This window comes from Paenibacillus hamazuiensis (assembly GCF_023276405.1).
Taxonomy (GTDB): domain Bacteria; phylum Bacillota; class Bacilli; order Paenibacillales; family NBRC-103111; genus Paenibacillus_AF; species Paenibacillus_AF hamazuiensis.
The window spans coordinates 2,220,414-2,242,119 of record NZ_JALRMO010000001.1; the positions used below are offsets into that span (position 1 = coordinate 2,220,414).

20 protein-coding genes are annotated in these 21,706 nt (G+C 55.4%); 15 read left to right on the forward strand and 5 right to left on the reverse strand.

The window, feature by feature from the left end:
• The first annotated feature begins 67 nt into the window (after nucleotides 1–67).
• The 4 genes from MYS68_RS09750 (at nucleotide 68) to MYS68_RS09765 (ending at nucleotide 2,936) form a co-directional block, all read left to right on the forward strand.
• Nucleotides 68–727, forward strand: coding sequence for a class I SAM-dependent methyltransferase (locus MYS68_RS09750; protein WP_248925655.1), 660 nt, complete (start codon nucleotides 68–70; stop codon nucleotides 725–727).
• Nucleotides 724–1,578: a polysaccharide deacetylase family protein gene (locus MYS68_RS09755; protein WP_248925656.1), complete on the forward strand. Its 855-nt coding sequence runs from the start codon at nucleotides 724–726 to the stop codon at nucleotides 1,576–1,578. Before MYS68_RS09750 ends, MYS68_RS09755 begins: the two co-directional genes overlap by 4 nt.
• 128 nt (nucleotides 1,579–1,706) lie before the next feature.
• Nucleotides 1,707–2,609 (forward strand): TIGR01777 family oxidoreductase, encoded by a 903-nt coding sequence (locus MYS68_RS09760; protein WP_248925657.1) that lies wholly within the window; start codon nucleotides 1,707–1,709, stop codon nucleotides 2,607–2,609.
• 3 nt (nucleotides 2,610–2,612) lie between these two features.
• Nucleotides 2,613–2,936, forward strand: coding sequence for a hypothetical protein (locus MYS68_RS09765; protein ID WP_248925658.1), 324 nt, complete (start codon nucleotides 2,613–2,615; stop codon nucleotides 2,934–2,936).
• Between the two features lie 158 nt (nucleotides 2,937–3,094).
• Here the strand turns inward: MYS68_RS09765 and MYS68_RS09770 are convergent, their stop codons facing one another.
• Complete coding sequence (locus tag MYS68_RS09770; RefSeq protein WP_248925659.1) at nucleotides 3,095–3,679, reverse strand: LOG family protein; 585 nt, start codon at nucleotides 3,677–3,679, stop codon at nucleotides 3,095–3,097.
• Between the two features lie 72 nt (nucleotides 3,680–3,751).
• A complete protein-coding gene (locus tag MYS68_RS09775; RefSeq protein ID WP_248925660.1) occupies nucleotides 3,752–4,594 on the reverse strand; it encodes a helix-turn-helix transcriptional regulator in 843 nt (280 codons plus the stop codon).
• A gap of 127 nt (nucleotides 4,595–4,721) precedes the next feature.
• On the opposite strand from MYS68_RS09775, the gene MYS68_RS09780 reads away from it, so the two are divergent.
• The 7 genes from MYS68_RS09780 to MYS68_RS09810 all read left to right on the forward strand — a co-directional run bounded on the left by MYS68_RS09780 (nucleotide 4,722) and on the right by MYS68_RS09810 (nucleotide 10,756).
• Entirely contained in the window at nucleotides 4,722–5,726 is a 1,005-nt protein-coding gene (locus MYS68_RS09780) for a Gfo/Idh/MocA family protein (RefSeq protein WP_248925661.1), read from the forward strand.
• A 17-nt stretch (nucleotides 5,727–5,743) separates the two neighbouring features.
• On the forward strand, nucleotides 5,744–6,688 hold the full coding sequence (locus MYS68_RS09785) for an aldo/keto reductase (RefSeq protein ID WP_248925662.1): 945 nt from the start codon (nucleotides 5,744–5,746) through the stop codon (nucleotides 6,686–6,688).
• Between the two features lie 300 nt (nucleotides 6,689–6,988).
• Nucleotides 6,989–7,627 carry a class I SAM-dependent methyltransferase gene (locus tag MYS68_RS09790; protein ID WP_248925663.1) on the forward strand — a complete coding sequence of 213 codons (639 nt, stop codon included), beginning with the start codon at nucleotides 6,989–6,991 and terminating at the stop codon, nucleotides 7,625–7,627.
• A complete protein-coding gene (locus MYS68_RS09795; RefSeq protein ID WP_248925664.1) occupies nucleotides 7,624–8,481 on the forward strand; it encodes a carbon-nitrogen hydrolase family protein in 858 nt (285 codons plus the stop codon). Before MYS68_RS09790 ends, MYS68_RS09795 begins: the two co-directional genes overlap by 4 nt.
• Nucleotides 8,482–8,508: 27 nt before the next feature.
• Nucleotides 8,509–9,177, forward strand: a complete 669-nt coding sequence (locus tag MYS68_RS09800) for a GNAT family N-acetyltransferase (protein WP_248925665.1) — start codon at nucleotides 8,509–8,511, stop codon at nucleotides 9,175–9,177.
• Between the two features lie 72 nt (nucleotides 9,178–9,249).
• The gene (locus tag MYS68_RS09805) at nucleotides 9,250–9,897 is read left to right on the forward strand and encodes a superoxide dismutase family protein (protein ID WP_248925666.1); all 648 of its coding nucleotides are present in this window, start codon (nucleotides 9,250–9,252) and stop codon (nucleotides 9,895–9,897) included.
• A gap of 232 nt (nucleotides 9,898–10,129) precedes the next feature.
• Nucleotides 10,130–10,756, forward strand: coding sequence for an NUDIX hydrolase (locus MYS68_RS09810; RefSeq protein WP_248925667.1), 627 nt, complete (start codon nucleotides 10,130–10,132; stop codon nucleotides 10,754–10,756).
• Nucleotides 10,757–10,776: 20 nt separating this feature from the next.
• On the opposite strand, the gene MYS68_RS09815 is transcribed toward MYS68_RS09810, so the two are convergent.
• Entirely contained in the window at nucleotides 10,777–11,301 is a 525-nt protein-coding gene (locus tag MYS68_RS09815) for a GNAT family N-acetyltransferase (RefSeq protein WP_248925668.1), read from the reverse strand.
• 158 nt (nucleotides 11,302–11,459) lie between these two features.
• Between MYS68_RS09815 and MYS68_RS09820 the strand changes: the two genes are divergently transcribed.
• The gene (locus MYS68_RS09820; protein WP_248925669.1) at nucleotides 11,460–12,536 is read left to right on the forward strand and encodes a DUF3900 domain-containing protein; all 1,077 of its coding nucleotides are present in this window, start codon (nucleotides 11,460–11,462) and stop codon (nucleotides 12,534–12,536) included.
• A gap of 13 nt (nucleotides 12,537–12,549) precedes the next feature.
• Here the strand turns inward: MYS68_RS09820 and MYS68_RS09825 are convergent, their stop codons facing one another.
• Both MYS68_RS09825 and MYS68_RS09830 read right to left on the reverse strand, forming a co-directional pair.
• Nucleotides 12,550–14,985 (reverse strand): HAD family hydrolase, encoded by a 2,436-nt coding sequence (locus MYS68_RS09825; protein ID WP_248925670.1) that lies wholly within the window; start codon nucleotides 14,983–14,985, stop codon nucleotides 12,550–12,552.
• Between the two features lie 25 nt (nucleotides 14,986–15,010).
• Nucleotides 15,011–15,934 (reverse strand): nucleoside hydrolase, encoded by a 924-nt coding sequence (locus tag MYS68_RS09830; protein ID WP_248925671.1) that lies wholly within the window; start codon nucleotides 15,932–15,934, stop codon nucleotides 15,011–15,013.
• 131 nt (nucleotides 15,935–16,065) lie between these two features.
• On the opposite strand from MYS68_RS09830, the gene MYS68_RS09835 reads away from it, so the two are divergent.
• The 3 genes from MYS68_RS09835 (at nucleotide 16,066) to MYS68_RS09845 (ending at nucleotide 21,701) form a co-directional block, all read left to right on the forward strand.
• Nucleotides 16,066–17,733: a DUF4091 domain-containing protein gene (locus MYS68_RS09835; RefSeq protein WP_248925672.1), complete on the forward strand. Its 1,668-nt coding sequence runs from the start codon at nucleotides 16,066–16,068 to the stop codon at nucleotides 17,731–17,733.
• A gap of 204 nt (nucleotides 17,734–17,937) precedes the next feature.
• Nucleotides 17,938–19,773 (forward strand): ATP-binding cassette domain-containing protein, encoded by a 1,836-nt coding sequence (locus MYS68_RS09840; RefSeq protein WP_248925673.1) that lies wholly within the window; start codon nucleotides 17,938–17,940, stop codon nucleotides 19,771–19,773.
• 110 nt (nucleotides 19,774–19,883) lie between these two features.
• The gene (locus MYS68_RS09845) at nucleotides 19,884–21,701 is read left to right on the forward strand and encodes an ABC transporter ATP-binding protein (protein WP_248925674.1); all 1,818 of its coding nucleotides are present in this window, start codon (nucleotides 19,884–19,886) and stop codon (nucleotides 21,699–21,701) included.
• Nucleotides 21,702–21,706 lie beyond the last annotated feature (5 nt).

The following is a 21,706-nucleotide window of genomic DNA, read 5'->3' on the forward strand; positions in this document are numbered from 1 at the left end:
AATTCTTATCCATGTGCAGAAATGCGATAATCAACATTTCGTTGCCATCATCGGAGGATGCAGATCAATGAGCAATTCCAACTGGAAGCAGTATTTTGACCAAAAAGCCGCAACCCACGGAGCATCCGTGAAATCATCCGACTATTTCGATGATGAAAGCTTCTTTATGCAAAGAGACAATACGCTGCGCTGGCTCGGCGAGCAGAAGGGCAAGGAAATATTGGACGCCGGCTGCGGCGTCGGAGCGTTCAGCGAGCCGCTTGTGGCGAATAACACCGTATACGGTGTCGATTTTTCCGTCAAAAGCCTGGAATTCGCCGCAGCCAGAGGGCTTGTAACGATGTCGGAGGACCTGACGGCGCTCCCGTTCGAGGACGGCAAGTTCGATGTCGTTTTATGCATTGGCGTCATCCAGCTTATCGAGCAGTATACGGCCGTGCTCCGTGAGCTGGCGAGGGTGACGAAGCCCGGGGGGACAATGCTCGTGCAGACGCTGCATCAAGGCTCCATACAGAGAAAACTGCTCAAATTGTTCGAAAAAGACAAAAAATTCGACCGGATGTATACGATGGACGAGCTGAAGCAAGTGTATGCCCAGTACGGCTTCGGGCAGATCCAATTTTTAAAAATGTACCATCCGTTCAAGACGGTCACTTCGGGCGATGAAGGTAAACTGTCCGACATGTTCTGCACTTCGTTTGCGATAAAAGGGAGCAAGAAACATTGATAAAATCCGGCGTAAACAATATGCTGACCTTTGACATAGAGGAATGGTTTCATGCCAATTACGACGATATCGTAACCCCTGCGGACGGCAAACCTTCCCATTTCCGCTACTGCATGGATACGCTTTTGGAAATATGCAGGAAGACGGACTGCAAGGCGACTTTTTTCGTGCTCGGCTACATCGGAGAACATTACCCCGATGTCGTGAAGGCGATTTTGCGGGAAGGGCATGAGGTGGCTTCCCACGGTTACGCACATCAGCTCGCTTACAAGCAGACGTACGAACAATTTAAGGCCGACGTGAAAAAATCGGTCGATATTCTCGAGCATATTACCGGAGTGAAGGTCATCGGCTACCGGGCTCCGTCTTGGTCGATCGTCGAGAGCAACCTGCATTACTTGCAGGCGCTCGAAGAGCTTGGACTGAAATACGATGCGAGCATTTTTCCGGTCAAAACGTTTCTGTACGGCATCCCGACGGCTCCTACGGAAATCCATAAGCCCCGGGTCGGCGGCAAGGAGCTCGGTATTTATGAGGTGCCGATGTCGGTCATGCAAATGGCCGGCAAAAACATCGGATATTCCGGAGGATTTTACTTCCGCTTTTTCCCTGAGTTATGGATCAAAAACGTTATTCGCACAGCCAACCGCCAAGGAAAAAGCTCGATCGTCTACCTGCATCCGAGAGAGGTCGATCCGACGGAGCAAAAACTCAGCCTGCCGTTTAAGGAGCATTTTATCCATTATTACAATGTGCGGGGGACCAAATCGAAGCTGGAGCGCATTTTGCGGAGCTTCGAGTTTACGTCGATTGCGGAGCAGCTGAAGACCAGGTATAATCTGGAAGTATAAACGGCTTAGAGAGACTGCCGATGGAATCGGGGAGAGCAGGGGGAGAGGATCTCTGCTGCCCGGCCGATTCAACGGCGGTCTTTATTGGTATTAGCGGTCAGCAACAAGTCCGTATGGGAGGAAGCTGTATGAAAATCGCAATAGCCGGAGGCACCGGGTTTATCGGCAAGCATTTGATAAGACATTTCCTTCAGGAACGGCATTCCGTCATCCTGATAAGCCGCCGCTATACGGAGCAGGCTGATCCGAACGTGCGGACGGTGACGTGGGCGGAATTGGAAAATAATACGGGTTCGCTCGAAGGAGTGGACGCGATCGTCAACCTTGCCGGCGAATCGATCAATCAGCGCTGGACGGCGGCGGCGAAAGAGCGCATATTGCAGTCGCGGCTTGATACCGTAGGGCGAATCGTCAGCCTGGTGGACCGGCTTCAGGCGAAGCCGTCCGTCGTTGTGAACGCCTCCGGCATGTCCATCTACGGTACGTCGGAAACGGAGGAATTCGACGAATCGAGCCCGAAACGAATCACCGACTTTTTGGCGGATACGGTGGAAAAATGGGAGGCGGCGATCGACCGCATCCGAGGGGTGCGGGTCGTCAAGCTGCGGGTTGGCGTCGTGCTCGGAAACGACGGCGGCGCTTTCCCGAAAATGGCCATGCCGTACAAGCTGTGGGTAGGGGGCCGGATCGGCAGCGGGCGCCAGGTGCTTTCCTGGATACATATTCGCGATATGGTACGGCTGATCGACTTCTGTATCCGGCATGACGGCATCTCGGGCCCGGTCAACGCGACCGCGCCGAATCCGGTGACGAACGACGAGTTCGGCCGCGCGCTGGGCCGCGCTCTCGGAAGGCCGCACCTGTTTCCGGTGCCGGCGTTTATGTTCAACCTTTTGTTCGGCGAGCTGGCCGTGCTGCTGCTCGAAGGGCAGCGGGTAATTCCGCGGGTTTTGCTCAGGCACGGATTTGAATTTGAATATCCGACCATTGAGCGGGCCTTGACCGCATTAACGAAGGGAGGAAGCGATTAGCGCATGCTGAAATATGGATCTCCGGAAACGGGCGAGCTGAGGTTCAAAGCATTTCGCTCGCGCGTGGAGCGCAGGGACGAGCAGTGGATCGACGTGGAGCTGAGATTCGAGCTTGAGGAAGGATCGGCGCTGCCCGATGATGTAACAGACTTGACGGCCTTAGTCATTTGTACGAAAAAGGGGGACGTATTCCAGGTGGTGCCGCAGGACGAAGGAATGGACTGCGAGTACCAGTTCACTCCGTCCGAGAAGGAACAGATCATCCGCTACGTGGAGCAGGAGCTGGATGTGACGGCGCTGGTGAAGATTAACCAAACCCACGGATAAATCCGTGGGTTGAGTTTGTTAATGGGGAAGTTCATAAATAGCTGCTCATGATGTGCTGTAAATTTTACTCAAAAAACGGCGCTGGCGATATGGTTGTTATGAGCATAGGCGTATTTTGCGCAGGAAACGTCAATACGACGGTTTGCTCTAAACGGCGTTCAGCTGGAAGGCAATTCCATCCATTTGTTGCCTGCATCGATAGGCCGGTAAGCGGCAAGCCGGTCAAGCAGCTTGTCCGGGTCAGATTCCACGACGAACAGATGCAGGCTCGCCTCCTTCATAAAACCTTCCCGTGCCGTATGCTGCAGCATTTGAAGAAGCGGCTCGTAAAATCCTCTTACGTTCAGCAGGCCGATCGGTTTGCTATGAATCCCGATCTGCGACCAGCAGGCAGCCTCAAACAGCTCGTCAAAGGTGCCGAGGCCTCCCGGAAGCGCGACGAACGCATCGGAAAGCTCGGCCATCTTCGCTTTCCTTTCATGCATGCTTTCGACCTCGTGAAACTCGGTTAACCCCGTATGTTCAATCTCAGCCCGAAATAAACCGCGCGGCATGATGCCGATCACCTTACCGCCGCAGCGCATCGCTTCGTCGGCGACTTTTCCCATCAGCCCCAATTTGGAGCCCCCGTATATGAGATCGCATCCGCGTCGGGCGATCGCTTGCCCGAGCCGGACGGCTGCGTCCGCATATTCGGGATGCGTTCCCGGATTCGATGCCGCGTAAACACAGATTCGTTTCATTGTGGCATACCTCCCTTATCCGATGTAGACCAGTATACCGGATTGAAGGCCGCTTCGCACGTTAAAGTTCGATTAACTCTGCTTGCCGTATAGCTGCCGATACTCGGAAGGTGTCATTCCTTCGTGTTCCATGAACCGTTTGTTGAAATAGCTGACGCTCGGATATCCGGCCTGGACGGCGATTTCCCGGATCGTCGCATCTTTGCGCTCAAGCAGCCACTGCTTGGAAACCTGCAGCCGGCATAACGTAATGAAATCCATCGGCGTCATCTGCATCGACTTGCGGAACAGCTTGCAGAAATAATAAGGAGATACTCCGGCACGTTCCGCCCATTCCTCCAAAATAAACGGGCTGCACGCTTCGCTCTGCATCAGCGGAAGCAAGCCGGTGACGCGCTCCACGGCGTCTCCGCTGCGGCTGGACGTAATCGGGACCGCTTGACTCATAAACTCGGTTAATGCCGCATAAGTCAAGATAGACAGCTTTGTCGGCCGAAGCAGCTTGTGCTCCATGGCCTCCTCAAGCAGTGCCAGATGCGCCTGCTCGAAAGATGCGGGCTGCCTGAGCGTCCACAGCGGAGAGCGATGAAACCCCCGTTCCAGCAAATAATCCTGCAGCTTGTGCCCGTAAAAGTGAAACCATCTCACGTCCCAGGGATCGTGCTCGCTGCTGTAGTAAATTTGCCGCTGCAGCGGAAAGTAGAGGACGGCGTCTCCTTTTTGCAGCGTGAGCACCTTGCCTTCCAGTTCGACGTAGCCGACGCCGGACGCGACATAATGGATGTTGAAGTTGTTCAGCGAACCGACATCTCGCTGTACGCTGTGATCCGGCTCTTCCCAGTACCGCCCGACCGATTCGGGGAAACAAAAATACGGCTGCTCCGCCAGCGTCGGGAACAAAAATTGGCGCTTCATAAGAGTTCTCCTGTAATGACAATATTGTTTTATCGTATGGCAAAATGATATTATATTCATTTTATTCCTGTTATTCTATAATGGCAATATAGTCATAATACATACCGTTTAGGAGATGAGGTTAAGCATGGAGAAACGCAAGCTTCGCTGGGGAATCGTCGGCTGCGCGGGCATCGCGAAACGCGCCGTCATTCCGGGAATTCAGCAGTCCGAATTGGGAGAAGTTGTCGCGATTGCCAGCCGCGACGAGCAAAAGGCGAAGGAAACGGCGAAGGAGCTCGGCATCCCGGTCGCTTACGGCAGCTACGAGGCTTTGCTCGCTGACGAGAGCCTGGACGCCGTTTACATCCCGCTCCCGAACCATCTGCACAAGGAGTGGACGATCAGGGCGGCGGAGGCCGGCAAACACGTGCTTTGCGAGAAGCCGATCGCGCTGAACGCACAGGAGGCGGAGGAGATGGCGGCCGCCTGCGCCAAAGCCGGCGTTCATCTCGCGGAAGCTTTTATGTACCGTCATCACCCCCGTTACACGATGATCAAGGAACTGATCGCTTCCGGCGAAATCGGCGACATTCGCGGCATTCACGGGGCGTTTACGTTCAACAGCTCGGCGAACAAAGGCAACGTGCGCTTCTATAAATGGATGGGCGGCGGTTCGATTTACGATGTTGGCGTTTATCCGATCAACGCTGCGCGCTTCATTTTGGGGCAAGAGCCGGAAGCGGCAACGGTCCACGCGTTCTTCTCGCCGGAGCACGACGATGTCGACATGATGGCCTCCGGGCTGCTTGAGTTTCCGAATGCGGTGGCGCTTACTTTCGACTGCGGCATGTGGGCGGCCGGGCGCAATGTGCTGGAAATCATCGGTACCGACGGGCGCATTGAGCTGCCTTCGGCATATGTCAGCAGGCCGGACGCCAGCTCGAATTTCTTCGTCACCGTCAAGGGAGAACGCAGAGAAGTGGAAGTGCCGCACGTGAACCAGTATTCGATTCAGGCGGACGATTTTGCCAAAACCGTGTTGTACGGAGAAGCGACGAAATTCAAGCCGGAGGATGCCGTACGCAATATGAAGGTCGTCGACGCATGTCTTGCCTCGGGACGCCAGCGCGCCCGCATTGAAATCCGATAATGGAGGCTGAAAACGCTATGGAGTACATTTCCATTCAAGGTTCACCCAAACCGGTATCGAAGTTGATTAAAGGTTCCGATTATTTCAAATTCGACGTATATGACAAAGTATGCGAAAACATCGATGCGTTTCTCGCGATCGGCGGCAATACGCTCGATACCGCCCACATTTATTGCGGTGGGGAAAGCGAGCAGGTCATCGGCCGCTATATGCGGGAGCGCGGCAACCGCGATGAGCTCGTCATTTTGACGAAGGGAGCGCATCATAACAAGGACGGTCCCCGCGTGAACAAGGAGTGCATCGACAGCGATCTGTTCACAAGTCTGGAGCGGTTGGAAACCGACTTCATCGAGCTGTATGCGCTTCACCGCGACGATCCGTCCGTGCCGGTCGGCGCTATCCTCGAAGCGCTGAACGAGCACATTGAAGCGGGGCGCATCGGCGCGATCGGCGGCTCGAACTGGTCGTGGCAGCGGCTGCAGGAGGCCAACGACTATGCGGCCTCGCACGGGCTCGTCGGCTTCACGTTCAGCAGCCCGAATCTGAGCCTCGCCAAGGCGAACGAGCCGTTCTGGGCGGGCTGCGTATCCGCCGATGCAGAAACTTGCGCATGGCACGAGAAGCACCAGCTGCCGCTGCTGTCTTGGTCTTCGCAGGCGCGCGGGTTCTTCACCGGGCGGTTCAGCCCGGAAGTGCGCGACAATGCCGACATGGTCCGCGTGTTTTACAGCGACGGCAACTGGGAGCGGCTGCGCCGCGCCGAGCAGCTCGCCAAGGAGAAGCAGGTGAGCGTCATTCAGATCGCTCTCGCTTATGTGCTGAACCAGCCGTTCCCGACATGCGCGCTGATCGGCGCGCAAAACACCGCCGAGCTTCGCTCATGCGACGAGGGCGCGCGGATCAAGCTGACGCGCGAAGAGCTGGATTGGCTCGATCTGAGCCGCGAGGCGCTGGCGAAGTAATATGAATAATCGGACCTTCCTTAAAGATGAGGAGGGTCCGATTTTTTGTTTGGAAAACCGCCGGAATGAACGATTGATAAGTACGATTCGTTAAAGCGAAGCAAACGAGAAGTATGATCGAACCATAGCTCCAAAGTGAAGCGTGCGGACTAGAAGCGAGCACTTGCTCCTACTGGCGGGTCCTGGGAGCTTGGGGCGTCTGGGGTCCCCCATTGGGGGGATTTAGGGGGGGCTTTACTTTATGGTATAATAAGGAACGGACTTTAATCATAATATATGGCCGCAAAAAGGATGAACGCGATGGATTTGCGTGAACAGTTCGGAGATATCGACATCTATTTGTTCGATCAGCTGCTGAAGGGGAGAATCGCCCCGGACATGACGCTGCTCGATGCCGGATGCGGCGAAGGCCGCAATCTGGTATATTTTTTAAGAAACGGATATGACGTCTATGCGGTGGACCGCTCGGAGTCGGCCATAGAAGCGGTCAAAGAGCTGGCGTCACGGCTGGCGCCGCATCTGCCGGAGGACCGCTTCGCCGTGGAGCCTTTGGAAAAGCTGAGCTACACCAATGACAGCTTCGACTTCGTGATCGCGAATGCAGTGCTGCATTTTGCCGAGGACGAAGATCATTTCCGGCAAATGGTGACCGAGCTGTGGCGGGTGCTCAAGCCGGGAGGCCTCTTTTTCGCACGGCTTGCGTCCAGCATCGGCATCGAGGCGTCGATCGAACGCATATCCGGGCAGCGGTACAAGCTCCCGGACGGCAGCGAACGGTTTCTGGTGAACGAAGATCAACTGCTGCGTCTGACCGAAAAGCTGTACGGAACGCTGCTCGAGCCGCTCAAAACGGTGAACGTGCAGGGAAAGCGCTGCATGACGACATGGATTATGAAAAAACCGCATATCGTATTTTTTGAACAGGAGAGAACGAGATGAAAGTAAGAGTTTCCGCCGTACAGTATCATCTGCACACCATTTCCGGTTTTCGGCAGTTTGCCGATCAAGTTACGCATTATGTCAAAACCGCCGCAGAGTTTGAAGCGGATTTCGTGCTTTTCCCCGAGCTGTTTACGACTCAGCTTATGTCCATCGGGGGCGCAGACGGAGAAGCGCTGACCATAAACGAGCTTCCTCGGTTCACGGACGAATACAAGGAGCTGTTTACCGGTCTTGCCCGCAGCACGGGGATACACATTATCGGCGGCACTCATATTATTTACGAGAACGGCAGGCTGTACAATACGGCGTTTCTGTTTTATCCGGACGGCACCGTAGCCGAGCAGCGCAAGCTGCACATTACGCCGACGGAGGTCAAGGAATGGAGCATGGCGGCCGGCGACAAGCTGCACGTGTTTCAGACCGCGAAAGGGACCGTGGCCATGCTGATTTGCTACGACATCGAATTTCCGGAAATCGTCCGGATGGCGAAGGCTCGCGGCGCCGACATCATTTTCTGCCCGTCTTGTACGGACGATAAGCACGGCTTCCATCGGGTCCGCTACACCTGCCATGCGCGGACGATCGAAAACCAGGTTTACGTCGTGACGACCGGGACCGTCGGTTCGCTGCCGACCGTCGATTTCATGAGAGCGAACTACGGGCAAGCGGCCGTTATTACGCCGAACGACATTCCGTTCCCGCCGGGGGGCATCCTGGCTGCCGGAGAAATTAACGACGATATGGTCATTACCGCCGATCTGGATTTGGACCTGCTTTATCAGGTGAGGGAAAAAGGCTCTGTGACGACGTGGCGCGACCGCCGCACCGATCTGTATGCGGATTGGAGCTAACTTTAACGGAAGGGGGGCGAGCTCGTTTTGTACCGAAAAGAGCAATACGTGTTTAACGGAGACACTCCGGAGAAGGCCGTCATCCGCAGCTATACCCGGGACGATTTTGCGGCGCTGATCGATATCCAAAAGATGAGCTTCCCGCCGCCATTCCCTTCGGAGCTGTGGTGGAACGAGGAGCAGCTGACCAACCACATCACGTTGTTCCCTCAAGGAGCGCTATGCGTCGAGATGGATGGACGTCCGGTCGCTTCGATCACGGCGCTGCTCGTCGACTTCGACCCTGAGCATGCTCAGCATACATGGGTGGAAATAACCGACGGAGGATACATAACCAACCACCGTCCGGACGGCAACACGCTGTATATCGTCGACATCTGTGCGCTCCCTGCGTACCGTAAGCTGGGACTCGGCAAATGGCTCATGCTGTCGATGTACGAGGTCGTCGTGCAGCTCGGTGTCGAGAGGCTGCTTGGCGGCGGAAGAATGCCCGGATTCCATAAATATGCCGATCATATGAGCGCCGAACAATACGTTCAAGCGGTGTTGGAGGGGACGCTCAAGGACCCGGTCATCAGCTTCTTGCTCCGCTGCGGGCGCACGCCGGTGCAGATCGTCCCCGGTTATTTGGAAGACGAGGAATCGCTCAACCACGCTTTGCTTATGGAATGGAAAAATCCTTTTAAACGAACGTAAAACAAGGTTTACATGCCTCCCTTTTGGAAACAATGAGCTACTGACAGCTAAATTGTGAGGGAGGTTTTTTGCTTGAAATCAAACATGTATTGGGCTGCGGTGCTGACAATAACCGCCGTTTCGCTGACCGGCTGTTTCGATAAGGCGGCGCCGACGATGAACAAAGTGCCGGAAGCCGTGACCGGGGAAAACCACGAAAGCCATGGTCTGGATTCGTCTGCGGAAAACGCGGCTGACAAAACTTCCGAAAAGACTTCGTCCGAAACGGCCGCGCCGGTACAGGTCGAAATCCGAAACGCCAAAGGAGAGAAGCTTGGCACCGCCGTGTTGACGCAGCTCGCAGACGGGCTCAAGGTCAGCGTGGAGGCAGCCGGACTTACTCCGGGAGAGCACGGCATCCATTTTCACCAAATCGGCAAATGCGAAGCGCCGGATTTTAAATCGGCGGGTGATCATTTCAATCCGTCCGGCAAAAAACACGGATTCCTGACTCCGGAAGGACCGCACATGGGAGACATGCCTAACCTTATGGCGGATGCGTCCGGCAAGGCGAAGACGGAGTTTGTGACCAAGCTGGTTACGCTGCAAAAAGGAAAGCCGAATTCGCTGCTGAAGTCCGAAGGGACCTCGCTGGTTATTCATGAAAAAGCCGACGATTACATCACCGACCCTGCCGGAAATTCCGGAAGCCGCATCGCTTGCGGAGTGATCAAAGGGTAGTTTGCGGAAAATAACGCCGATTCGCGTCGCTTGTAAAGCGGCTGCGGCTCGGCGTTTTTCTTGTTGTATAGGAAATTATGTGAGGCCAATTTTGTGGATAACCGGGGGCTCCCCCAGAAGTAATCGGAATAGGCTACAGAGGATTACTTCACTTCTGGGGGATTTGTTCCAGCATATGAAGTTGGATCATTTTGGTGTACAATTGCAATGGAAGAAGAAGGGACGGGCAAACATGGGAAAAGAGGACGAGCTTCTTGATATTTACGATGCGCAGCTGAATCATGTGGGCATCGCCCCACGCGGCGAAGCGCACGCCAAAGGGCTGTGGCACCGGACGTTCCACTGCTGGATCGTCAGCGGTAGCGGGGCGGATCGCGAGCTGTTGTTCCAGCTTCGCCACCATGAAAAAGATACGTTTCCAGGCCTGCTGGATATTTCGTCCGCAGGTCATTTGCTTGCCGGAGAAGAGGCTGCGGACGGGGCCCGCGAGCTGGAGGAGGAACTCGGGCTTGCCGTTCCTTTTGAGCAGCTGCACGATTGCGGCATCGTTGCGGAGGAAAATTTTCTGCAGAACGGTTTGATCGACCGCGAATTTTTCCATGTGTTTATGTACCGCTTCGACGGGCCGCTGCACATCTACCGGGTTCAACAGGACGAGGTGGCCGGATTATTCCGCGTGAATTTACAGTCGTTTCGCGAGCTGCTGCACGGTCGAACCGACCGCGTCATGGCGAATGGAGCCGTATTGACACCGGAGGGTACGCTGCTCGGCGAGAGCCGCTCCGTGACGATGGCGGATTTCGTTCCGCATTCGACGCACTATTACGAGCGGGTGCTGCAAGCGGCGGAAAAGCTGTAAGGCGGCTTAAGCCGGGCGCGCTAAAGCTCGATCCAAAACCGCTTGACCACGTTTCCGTTTTCCTCGGTGAAAGGTGCGTCCGGTACGCCGCCGTTTTTCAAGATCGTTTTTTCCGACGCGATATTGGTTTCGTCGCATACGACCAGTGCTTTGCGAATGCCGAGCTGCTTCGCTTTTTCCAGGGACAAAGCAAGCAGCCGGGTCGCATAGCCTTTTCTCCGCATCGAAGGGCGGATCCCGTAGCCGATATGTCCGCCGCATTGGAACAATTTTTCCGTAAGCCGGTGCCGGATATTTACCGCACCGACGATCGCGTTTTCTTCGGTGACGAGCCAATAGGTAGAATCCGGAACCCATCCGGCGATGCTGCTTTCCGCTTTTTCGCGATCCGATAGAAATCGGACCATGCCCGCAAAATCCGTCGGGTCTTTGCCGACCACCCACGGCACCACATCTTCGCCGCTGATCATCCATTCCCTGTAAAACGCCAAATATTCGGCTTCAAGCTCTACGGTTGGGCTTACCAATCGCACTTCGGTTTTCACTCGCATTCCTCCCGCTTAAGTTCTGTTTATCCTTTTCCTGAATTATACAGGAATAGACAGCGGCTGGCTCCTTTTTTTCCAAAATCGTTTGTTCGGCAGGATTATGCCTCCGCGCATCGAATAAGTTACCTTCGACATATGGAACAAGGAGCTGCAGCATGGATTTTACAGTGGAATATTTGTCTTTTTTTGTCATTCAAACCGAAGGTGACGAAAGCAAGCATTATAAGCATTTTCAAACGCTGGACGAGAGCGGATACGAGGAGAGCGAGCTGAGCTCGTTCCTGGACGGCGAGTTGGCGAAAATCGCAAAGCGAAAGGCCGAACGCAATCCGCGGGCGGAGCAGGTGCCGACGAAAATCGGCCGTTTTATCGTTGAGGCAGGCTACGATGTGGACAGCAATCCGAACTACAACCAGTTCAATCGGCTGCGCGAAGCCGAAACGAAGGAGCAATTTTTGAACTTTGCCGACGATATGCTGCGGGCGTATATGGATGCCAGCGCAATACGGGGAGGCGCCTTGTTTATCGCCAGGGCGAAGCTGCCGAAGTATACGGACGAGCGGTTCGTTTTCCTGATGAAATGCGATTTCGAGCAAAAAATCGCCCGCATCACCGACGAGCGCAGTCTGCTCCATCAAGTCGAAATGGCGATCAGCGCGAAAAATATGAAGTCGATCATGTATCCGCACATGCCGGAGGCGGGCATGGTCGAGCCGTGGGAGCTGAAGATTCATCAGTCGTCCCATGCAAAATATTTTGAGGACTTTTTGAAATTCGTCGAATATGAAAAATCGATACCGGAAATCATGAACGACCGGGTCGTGCAGATGGTGCAGCAATATATCGAGGAGAAATACGAGCCGGAAAGCCCGCTGCGGCAGCAGGAGGAGCAGGATCTCGAGCTGTGGGCCTACAGCGAGGAGCGCGAGCTTCAGCACAAATGGACCCCTCAGCAGGTTGTCGAGGCGGCCGCCCCGCTTATCGAGCAGAAGCCGGATCTCGAGCTGAAGCTGAAGCTCGGGCACATTACCGTTCGCGGCCTGCTCGCGGATTACGGCGACCGGGTGCACATCGCCCGCGAAGGGGGACGTTACGTCGTCCTGATCGAAGGCGACTCGCTGATGTTCGATCGCGCCGTTTCCCCGGTAGAGCTTGCCCAGCCCGAGACGCTGGAGCAGGCGGTGGAGCGCATCCGCAGCAAGGCGGAGGAAGAGGACGGCGTACCTTACTGAGCCGGCCGGAAACTCACACCTTCCCTAGATCGCCGCCCGGAAGTATCGGATAAATTGTCGGCTCAACATTGGCTTCCGCATATTGAGCCAGTATCGATTGTATGATCGCATCCGGCCGCTCAAGCGAAGCGATCACATAGTGATGGATTCCGGAATCTCCGGCTTCGTCAATCGTGCCGTACCGGAAGCTGCCCCACGGACGGTCCCGTTCGGTACGGCCGGATCCGATCAAATAACGGACGTCGATGCCGTGAAAATAGGCGGTTTGGATGATTTCATCCGCTATTCCGCCGGAGCCTGCGACATGAACGATGCTTGCCCGGTTTTGTTTGATTCGCAGCATCAGGTTGGCGAGCATCGTCTTTCGTCCGAACGCATCCTGCAAACGCGAAAAATAGTTGAACCTGTAATAAGGTAAGTCGCGGGTCACAATCCCTTGCGGCCAAAATGCATTGATCACCGATGGCGCCAAGTTGCAAAAGTCCATAAAATAATCGCCGCCATGCTCGAAATAGCTTTGTGGAAAAGACGGGCAAATCGGGAGAGACACTTCCCCGAAATGATTGTCTTGATGCGTCAGATCGCCCAGAAGCTGCGCTTCCTTCGGAGTCGGCATGTCAATCAGCCGGTGAAACGGCAGCACCCACTGCCGCCGGTTTTTCGGGACGTTCGGATCGATGCGCTTCCGGAAATAGTCCAGGTACAGCTGGAATGCGAATATCCCGCGTTGGCAAGCTTCCTTTAACGCAAAGTCATGCGATTTGTGTCGCAGAACGGCCAGTTCGGGCCGAACGGCACCGGCGTTGTCCGGCTTGTAGCCCAGCGTCGTGCCGAACGTCCCCATGGACAGCTCCTCCAAAAAGGCGGGAGTTCGCGCCAGCGTCTTGGCCAGATCCGCGTTTTCGCCGGAGTCGGTCATATAGCAGCGCACATCGTGACCGCTTAGTACGGTGCGGCTGATTGCCGAAGAACCTACGGCCAGCAGATGGATGGGGGCGTACGGCTGACCGGTCAGCCGAAAAATGCGGTCCAACGCCGTTTGAATGGTCCCGTTAAACCCGATATCCAATGTGACAAGAGCCGGGGAAGGGCCGCACTCCTGAACCAAATACCGCATAAGCAGCTCACGTTGGCTGCGGGCATTCCGTCGGACTTGCTCGAGTTGGGCGGATTGTCCGAGATAGTCCGCTAGCTGCTTTCGAAGCTCGGGGTGGTCCGAAAGCGGCGTCCGCAGCAGCTCTTCGGAAACGCCGGACAGCCGAGCAAACTCCGCCATCTCCAATTGTAACGCATGAAAAACGTCATTTGCTGAAATCTCGCTTCTTTGCAGCAGCTCATCCAGCTCCAGGACCCCGAATTGCTCCAAAGAAGGCAAGTACAACGCCTGTCTCGACACGTAGAGCGGTTTAACCTCAAGGGATAGGCCCCGCTGCCGCACGACGCGCTCCAGCATCGGACCAAGCAGGTAACCTTCCCTCATCAGTGGATGGATGGAGGATCTGCCGCTCCGGATGCATTCGTCGACGGCCCATTCGCAAAGATCGTGCAGAAACGGCCCGAACAAGGACGCCCCCATATGATGGAAGTAAGCTTCCTCCCCGGTATACTCCTCTTTATGCAAGGAACAGCCCGCCAGCTTACGGATCGATTTGATGTTCGGCAGCACGCTTCCGTGGCGAATAAATTCCCAATGAAAGGGACTGTCGAAATTTTCCGGAACGACCTGATAATGAATGCAGGGAATGTTTCGCGAACGCGCGCCATCTATGTCGGCGTACGTGCTGTCCCCGATATGTACGATAGCGGCACGGGAGATGCCGGGAAACTTAGCCAGCAAACGGTCGAATAAATACCCTGATCGCTTGTCGCCGTTCTCCTCGCACGATACGAGCAATACATCGATCGACTCGTCTGCGTTCAGCCCTGCGGAACGAAGGATGCTCCGAATAGCGGATGACGGCAAGTACATATCGGACAGCAGCGCAACCCGTTTGCCGTGCCGTTTGCACCAATTGACCAAGGAGGCGGCATTCGGATTCAGATAGCACATTTCGCTTTCGGTTTCTATCTCAAGGTCGAACCACATATTGGTATTTCCGATGGAACCGGGCATTTGCTCGTAAATTTCACGAAGCGACACTTCGGAGCTGCGTTCGCGCGCCCATTTTAAATCCCTGGCCGTATGTTCCGCGTCAATCCGGAGTTTGGCGAATTCGTCGGCATTCAGGGGAGGGAGCGAAGCGGAACGCGAGGCCGCTTTTTCCCACATGCGGTTAAAGACTTTTCCGGGAGACATGCATTTGCGAAACAGAAGGGTATCGAAAATATCCAGGCTGACCAGCTCGATCTTATTCTGCATCGGCACAAATTGCCTCAAATCACGGTCGGTTTTCCATAATTCCAAATTGTCAGGCGCAATTTCTATATCGCTGTTGCGAAGCATTGTCATCGTTCCCTCTCTCCATGTAAAAAAACTAACTTCCGCTGAATCGGCGAATTTTACGGAATAAATCAGTGAACACCGCATTGCGGTCAATATGATAAATGTAGCGGACCAACCTCGTTTTATCGTGTGTTGACCAGCGCAAATCCCGGGTAAGCCGCGGACAATGGGCGAGCCGGTGAAGCGTCCATTCGGGATTCGCCAAAAAAGCGAAAGGAGCCATATCCCACAGCACGCGGGCGTATCCGAAATGATCCGAACTGCATTTTACATAGATATCGTATAAAAATTGCCCAAGCTTTCCGCAAGGGAGGACATGCTCCCGTATTTCCGGCAGCGTCGTTTGCAGGTGCGAAGCTGCGCCGAAACAAGGGACGATCATAAGCGGCACGCCGCTGGCCATAACCGTCTCGAAGGCAGACTGATCCTGAAGCAGGTTGAATTCCTTCGTGTCCGGCCAATGAAACGCGTGTCCTCCTAACCAGATTACTACAATTTTGTCTATGATTCTAGAATCCGTCAGCAGGGCGGAGGCGATGTTGGTCAATGCGCCGATGGAGACGACATAAAGCGGCTCGTCGGGAGGCTGCCGCCTCGCGGCGCTTGCTATGGCTTCCGACGCCTCGCTGAGGACGGGAGCTTCGCTTGAAAAAAGAAACGATGACGCGCCTTTGTGGACGGGGACGCCGGTTTTTCCGAGCAGCGATAAAATTTCCTTGATCCTCCGGCAGCTTTTTTCGATCCCGCCTGCAGGGTTGCGGGATTTTTCGTGGCGGAAGGGAGCGGATGCAATGCCGCACGCATCAATTTCCGGGGAAAGCAAGGCGTAAACGATCGCAAACGGATCGTCGATTTCGTTGGATGTGTCGGTATCGATGAAGACGGGCAGCGGGTTTTGAGATGGAATGGCCAGTCTCGCCATCATGATCTCGTTTGAAAGCGCATATCGTTCCATGCTGGGCTTCCTCCTTTTGCAGCTTATGTCCATTGTTCCCGAATTCGGGGACCGGCATAAATGCCTTGTAGACTGCATCCCCCGAGGTTACAATGAATGTAACTTTTAAAAGGGAAAAGGAGGACTCCACCATGTCGGCCGAACCGTCCATCGAAACCAAAACGCTGAGTTCACTCAGCAAAGTATTTCCTGATGAGGATATTGCGGAGCAGCCGGTTTGCCAGGCTACGGCTCTTGCAGGCGAAACCTATTCGTTCCAGGTAGCCTACAGGGCTCAGGGTGTGACCAGAACGATTCGCGGTGTTCGAGTAAAGGTCGAATCTCGGCTCGAGCCGTTCGTTTCGGTGCGGACGGTCGGATGGGTGCCGTCGGAGCTGCCGATGTACCCGGAATACGAAGGGACGCTTCTGCGCTCTGCGCCGGGTTTGTTTCCCGATCCGCTGCTGCCCGTATCCGAGACGGAAGGGCATCTCGCCGTTCCCGGACAATGGCGGTCGCTTTGGGTCGGTGCCGAACTCGGCGGCAGCATTCCGGAAGGCGTTTATCCGATCCGCATCATGTTCGAAGCGGAGGACGGCCGGCTGCTCGGCGAAGCAGCGTTCGAACTGACGCTGCTTCCTGCGGCGCTCCCGGATCAAACGCTCATTCACACCGAATGGTTTCACGCGGATTGTTTAGCCGTCCATTACAACGTCGAGGTCTTCGGCGAAGAGCATTGGAGGCTGATGGAAGCATACGCAGACGCCGCTACCCGGCATGGCGTGAACATGCTGCTTACCCCGTTGTTTACACCGCCTCTCGATACGAAAGTCGGCGGGGAAAGGCCGACCGTGCAGCTCATCGATGTGATCAAAAACGGGGAGTCGTATTCGTTTGGCTTCGGGAAGCTGCGAAGATGGGTGGAGATGTGCGGCCGGGTCGGCATCCGTTATTTGGAAATGTCCCATCTGTTCACGCAGTGGGGCGCCAAACACGCGCCCAAGATTGTCGCTGCAGAGGACGGACAGCCCGTAAAGCTATTCGGCTGGGAAACCGACGCTTCCTCCGATGCTTACAAAGCGTTTTTGGACGCATTTTTGCCGGAGCTCGTCGCATTTTTGAAGGAAAACGGACTTGAGCGGCGATGTTTCTTCCATATTTCGGACGAACCGCATAAGGAGCATTTGCTGTCGTACCGGAGCGCAAGAGAGTCGGTGCGCCGCCATCTGGAAGATTTCCCGATCATCGATGCGCTGTCCGACTACGACTTCTACGAGCAAGGAGACGTGCCGACGCCGATACCTGCGAGCAACAAGATCGCGCCGTTTTTGCAGGGAAACGTTGAACCTTTGTGGACGTATTACTGCTGCTCGCAGTTTCGGAAAGTGTCCAACCGGTTTTTCGCTTTCCCGTCCGCGCGCAACCGGGTAATCGGCGTACAGCTGTACAAATTCGATATAGCCGGCTTTTTACACTGGGGATATAACTTCTGGTTTACGCAGTACTCCGTATCGTCCGTCGATCCGTTTCATACGACGGATGCGGGCTGCGCCTTTCCTTCCGGAGACGCTTTTCTCGTGTATCCGGGAAAGGACGGACCGATCGAATCGATCCGCATGGAGGTGTTTTACGAGGCGCTGCAGGATCTGCGCGCTTTAAGACTGCTGGAGAGCCTGATCGGCCGCGAGGAGACGCTCCGACTGGTGGAGGAGGGACTGGCCGAGCCGCTCACCTTCGATCAATTTCCGCAGGATGCCGAATGGCTGCTCGGGTTAAGGGAGCGGGTTAACCGGAGGATACAAGAGAAGATTGTCCTCTGAGATAACGAAAAAAAAGACACCCTCGCGGTGTCTTTTGATTTTTGGGTGATTTTAACAAGAGGGGGCTATTCCAAGCTCCCTATAATAGTATTATAAATCTGGATTTATTATAAGTCTATACTTTTTGGAAAAATTTCTATATCTTTATGGATGCTGCTGCCGCGAGCGCGATGTTATATATCGGACCGGCAGCCATAACGGGGAATGGGAGAGTGGTGGAATATCCGGGAGTATAACCGTTGTTTTGCAAACGCGGCATCGATTTTATATCGGGTCGAACGTGCGCCGGTTCTCGTATTGGCGGCGGCGCTGCTCATTAGCATCCCGATCGTGCCGGGAGAGCTGTGGCTGGTTAAAACATTGATCGACCGTGTCCAGGCTTGGGCAGAGCCGGATCCGATCGGGCCGATCATAACGGCGGCAGGCTGGCTTGCCCTGCTCATGGCCGTAAACAACATCGGGATGGTGCCGATCCCGATGGCGATGACGCGGCTGATTGAAATCGGCTCGCTCGAGGAGCAGCGGCTTCTGCTGAGGAAAACGGCGCGGTTGCCGCTCGCCGCGTTGGAAAATCCCGCGATGAAGAATCTCCGCGAACGGGCGTTTCATGTTTCGCTTTATCGGATTTACGATACGGGCTGCCAAATGATGAAGCTTGTCATGCAGGCGGCGGCATTGATTGCGCTTATCCTCGCATACGGTCACTGGATTCCCGTTTTGGTCGTATGTGCCGCAGCCTTTCTGCAAATCCGCTTTTTCGGAAAGTCGGCGGAACGGCTCGAGCAATTAAACCGGGAGCAGACCGCTGCCCGCAGGCTGCTGCGATATTATGCCGATCTGATGACCAAACGCGAGGCCGCCCAAGAAATTCGTCTGTTCGGCCTGGGGCCTGTGCTCGCGTCCCGTTGGTCGGAACTGCATGCAAAACGATCGCAGGAATCGTGGGATGCCGTCCGTACCGCCGAACTGCGAAAAATCGCTCCGGAGCTGCTGATGGCGCTGCTTGGCGGGCTGCTTGTCGCTCTTATCGTGCTGCTGCCGGGAGCAAGCGGGATTACCGCCGGACAGTTCACCTTGCTGTTTATCGCCTTTACGCTGTTATGGTCACAGCTGCCCGGGCTGATCGGGTATACGGTTACGATGCGAACGGAGTATATGAGGTGGGCTGATTTTCGCGAATATATGGAGCTTAAGGAAATCGATAATGACGAACTCTCCTATTCGTCGATACGTCCGGCGACAGATAAAGAGCCGGAAAGCACGCGGACCTTCAAGCCTGCCGAATCGACCGCTGCCGCTCTCTTCGGAATGGGCATGCTGCTTCAAGTGCGGGATCTTCGTTATCGTTATCCGGGCGCTGAAAAAGATACGTTATGCGGCGTCAATTTGACGATCCCTCAGGGGATCCGAGCAGCGCTGGTCGGGGAAAACGGCTCGGGCAAATCGACGCTGGTCAAGCTGCTGGCGGGTATGTATGCCCCGGACGGCGGAAGCATCGACTGGGCCTTTGAGCGGCAAAGGGGATCCGCCGGGGATGCCGGAAGGCGTATGTCCGCGGTGTTTCAGGATTTTACGCGGCTTTACGTGACGCTTCGGGAAAATGTCGCAATCGGGGATTTGTCCGCGCTTGATCGGGATGAGGAGCTGCAGGGCTCGCTTCGGTCGGCAGGCAGCCGACTCCGCGATTTGGATGCGCAGCTCGGTCCGCCGTTCGGCGGGATCGAACCTTCCGGAGGGGAATGGCAAAAAATCGCGACCGCGCGAGCGCTGCTGCGCAATGCGGAATTCGTGTTTTTCGACGAGCCGACGGCAGCCCTTGATCCGCAAAGCGAGAGGGAAGCGTTCGAGCTGTTTTTGCGGGTGACGGAAGGACGGTCGGCGCTGCTTGTTACTCATCGGCTTGGCGCGGCCAAGCTGATGGACAAGATTTTTGTGCTGAAAGGCGGCCGGCTTGTTGAAGAAGGAACGCATAGCGAACTGATGGAGCGCGGTGGCGAATACTGCCGGATGTTCAGGCTTCAGGCTTCCTGGTATGCGTGAACGGAATAGGGACGGAGATTAGCCATAAAACAACTTGGCCCGATTTTAAAGATTACGCCGCAGAGAGACAAGGGCTAGGCTGCGCTGCAAATATATAGCGAGGTGAACGGATGAGACGAACTTCAGGCGAATCAACGGTTCGAAGCGTTGTGTCGCTTATGGGCCGGGTTTGGAAAGGCATGCCGGTTCTGACGTCGGTTTGGCTGAGTATCCCGCTTTTGCTCGGCGTGCTGCTTGTGCCGGGTTATTCGGCGCAAAAAGATTTGGTTAACTTGTTTGCGGAGGGAGCGGCAGGCGGGGAATGGAATGCGACGGTTCGAGCCGCATTGCCGCCTCTCGCCGTTTTTACCGGCATTGCCCTGCTGCGCGTCATACTTTCCGCTTGTCAAAATATGGCCGATGCCAGACTGCGGGACAGAGCTTCCATGCAAATTCAAGCGGAGGTGCACCAAAGAGCCGTCTCCGACTCGCTTGAGAAACTCGACGACCCGCTGTACTATGACCGGCTGCAAAGGGCTGAAACAGTGGCGGGTACGGATTTGTTCGGCGTGCTGCAAAATGCGATCTCGTTTATTCGTCTGGCTTTTGAATTATTCGGCCTGTTGGCCGCCGTTTCGCTGATTCATCCGCTGCTCTGTCTGCTGCTGTCGGTCGCCTTTGCCTTGTCGTTTGCCGTCCGGCTGGAATCGGACATCGTCGTTCGCAGGCTAAACCGCGATTTGACGACCTCGGGGCGGCAGTCCGATTATTTGCGCGGGATGGCAGCACGACCCGAAACGGTAAAGGAGATGCGTCTGTTCGGGTCGCTTGACTATCTCATTGAAAAATGGAGCGGCATGATGCGTGGATCGCTCGGACTGCGGATGGACGCGAGGCGAAGGGAAATACGGCGCGGCATGTTTGTGTCGGCAATACAGATCGCAGGATTGTTTGCGGCAATGATATGGATGGCGCTGCATATGAAAACGGGAGTTTTCACGGCCGGGTCGATGGTCGTTGTGTTTCAAGCGATGCGCGAGGCGTACGCCGTTTCGTCCAAAATGGCGTTTCCATTCGGAAAAATATATGTCCAAAGCGGAAAAATATACGATCTGGTCGAGTTTTTAAAAGCATATCCGGATAGCGAACGATCTCCTGTGTATAAGCGGTCCCGCTTTTTGCCCCCGGGAAAAGAAGGGTTCATTCGGTTCGAGGACGTAACGTACCGTTACTGCGGTGCGGACGAACCGGTGCTGAGCGGCATACGGCTGGAGCTGAAACCGGGTGAGACGGTCGCGCTTGTCGGAGAGAACGGAGCGGGGAAGTCGACGCTGGTGCGGCTTCTGCTTGGTCTGTACCGGCCGACTTCAGGCCGAATTACTTGGGACGGCACCGATATAAACGACCTGGACCCGACTTCTTTGCGGAGCTCCATGGCCGCTGTTTTCCAGGATTTCGTCCGCTACGAAACGACGCTGCGCGATAACGTCGCTTTCGGGCAGCAGGACGATTTTCGAAACGATGCCGCGATTCGGCGGGCCTTGGATGTATCCGGAGCCGCAGGGCTGGAATTAGGACGGGGCGGACTCGATGCGCCGGTAGGACTTCTATCGGAGGGCGGACAGGAGCTGAGCGGCGGCCAGTGGCAGCGGCTGGCGATCGCCCGGGCGGCGATGCGGAATCCGCGCCTGCTCGTGCTCGATGAGCCGACTGCGGCTCTTGACCCGCAGCATGAGACCGAGCTGTACCGCTCGTTCCGCGAGCTGGCGCGAGGCCGTACGACGCTGTTCGTATCGCACCGACTCGGCTGGGCGCGTTTCGCGGACCGGATCGTCGTACTGCGAAACGGGAGGATCGCGGAGGAGGGCACGCACGAAACGCTGCTCGCCTCCGGCGGGGAATACGCAGCCATGTTCCGTACTCAAGCGGAATGGTACCGGCAGGCGTAACGAGA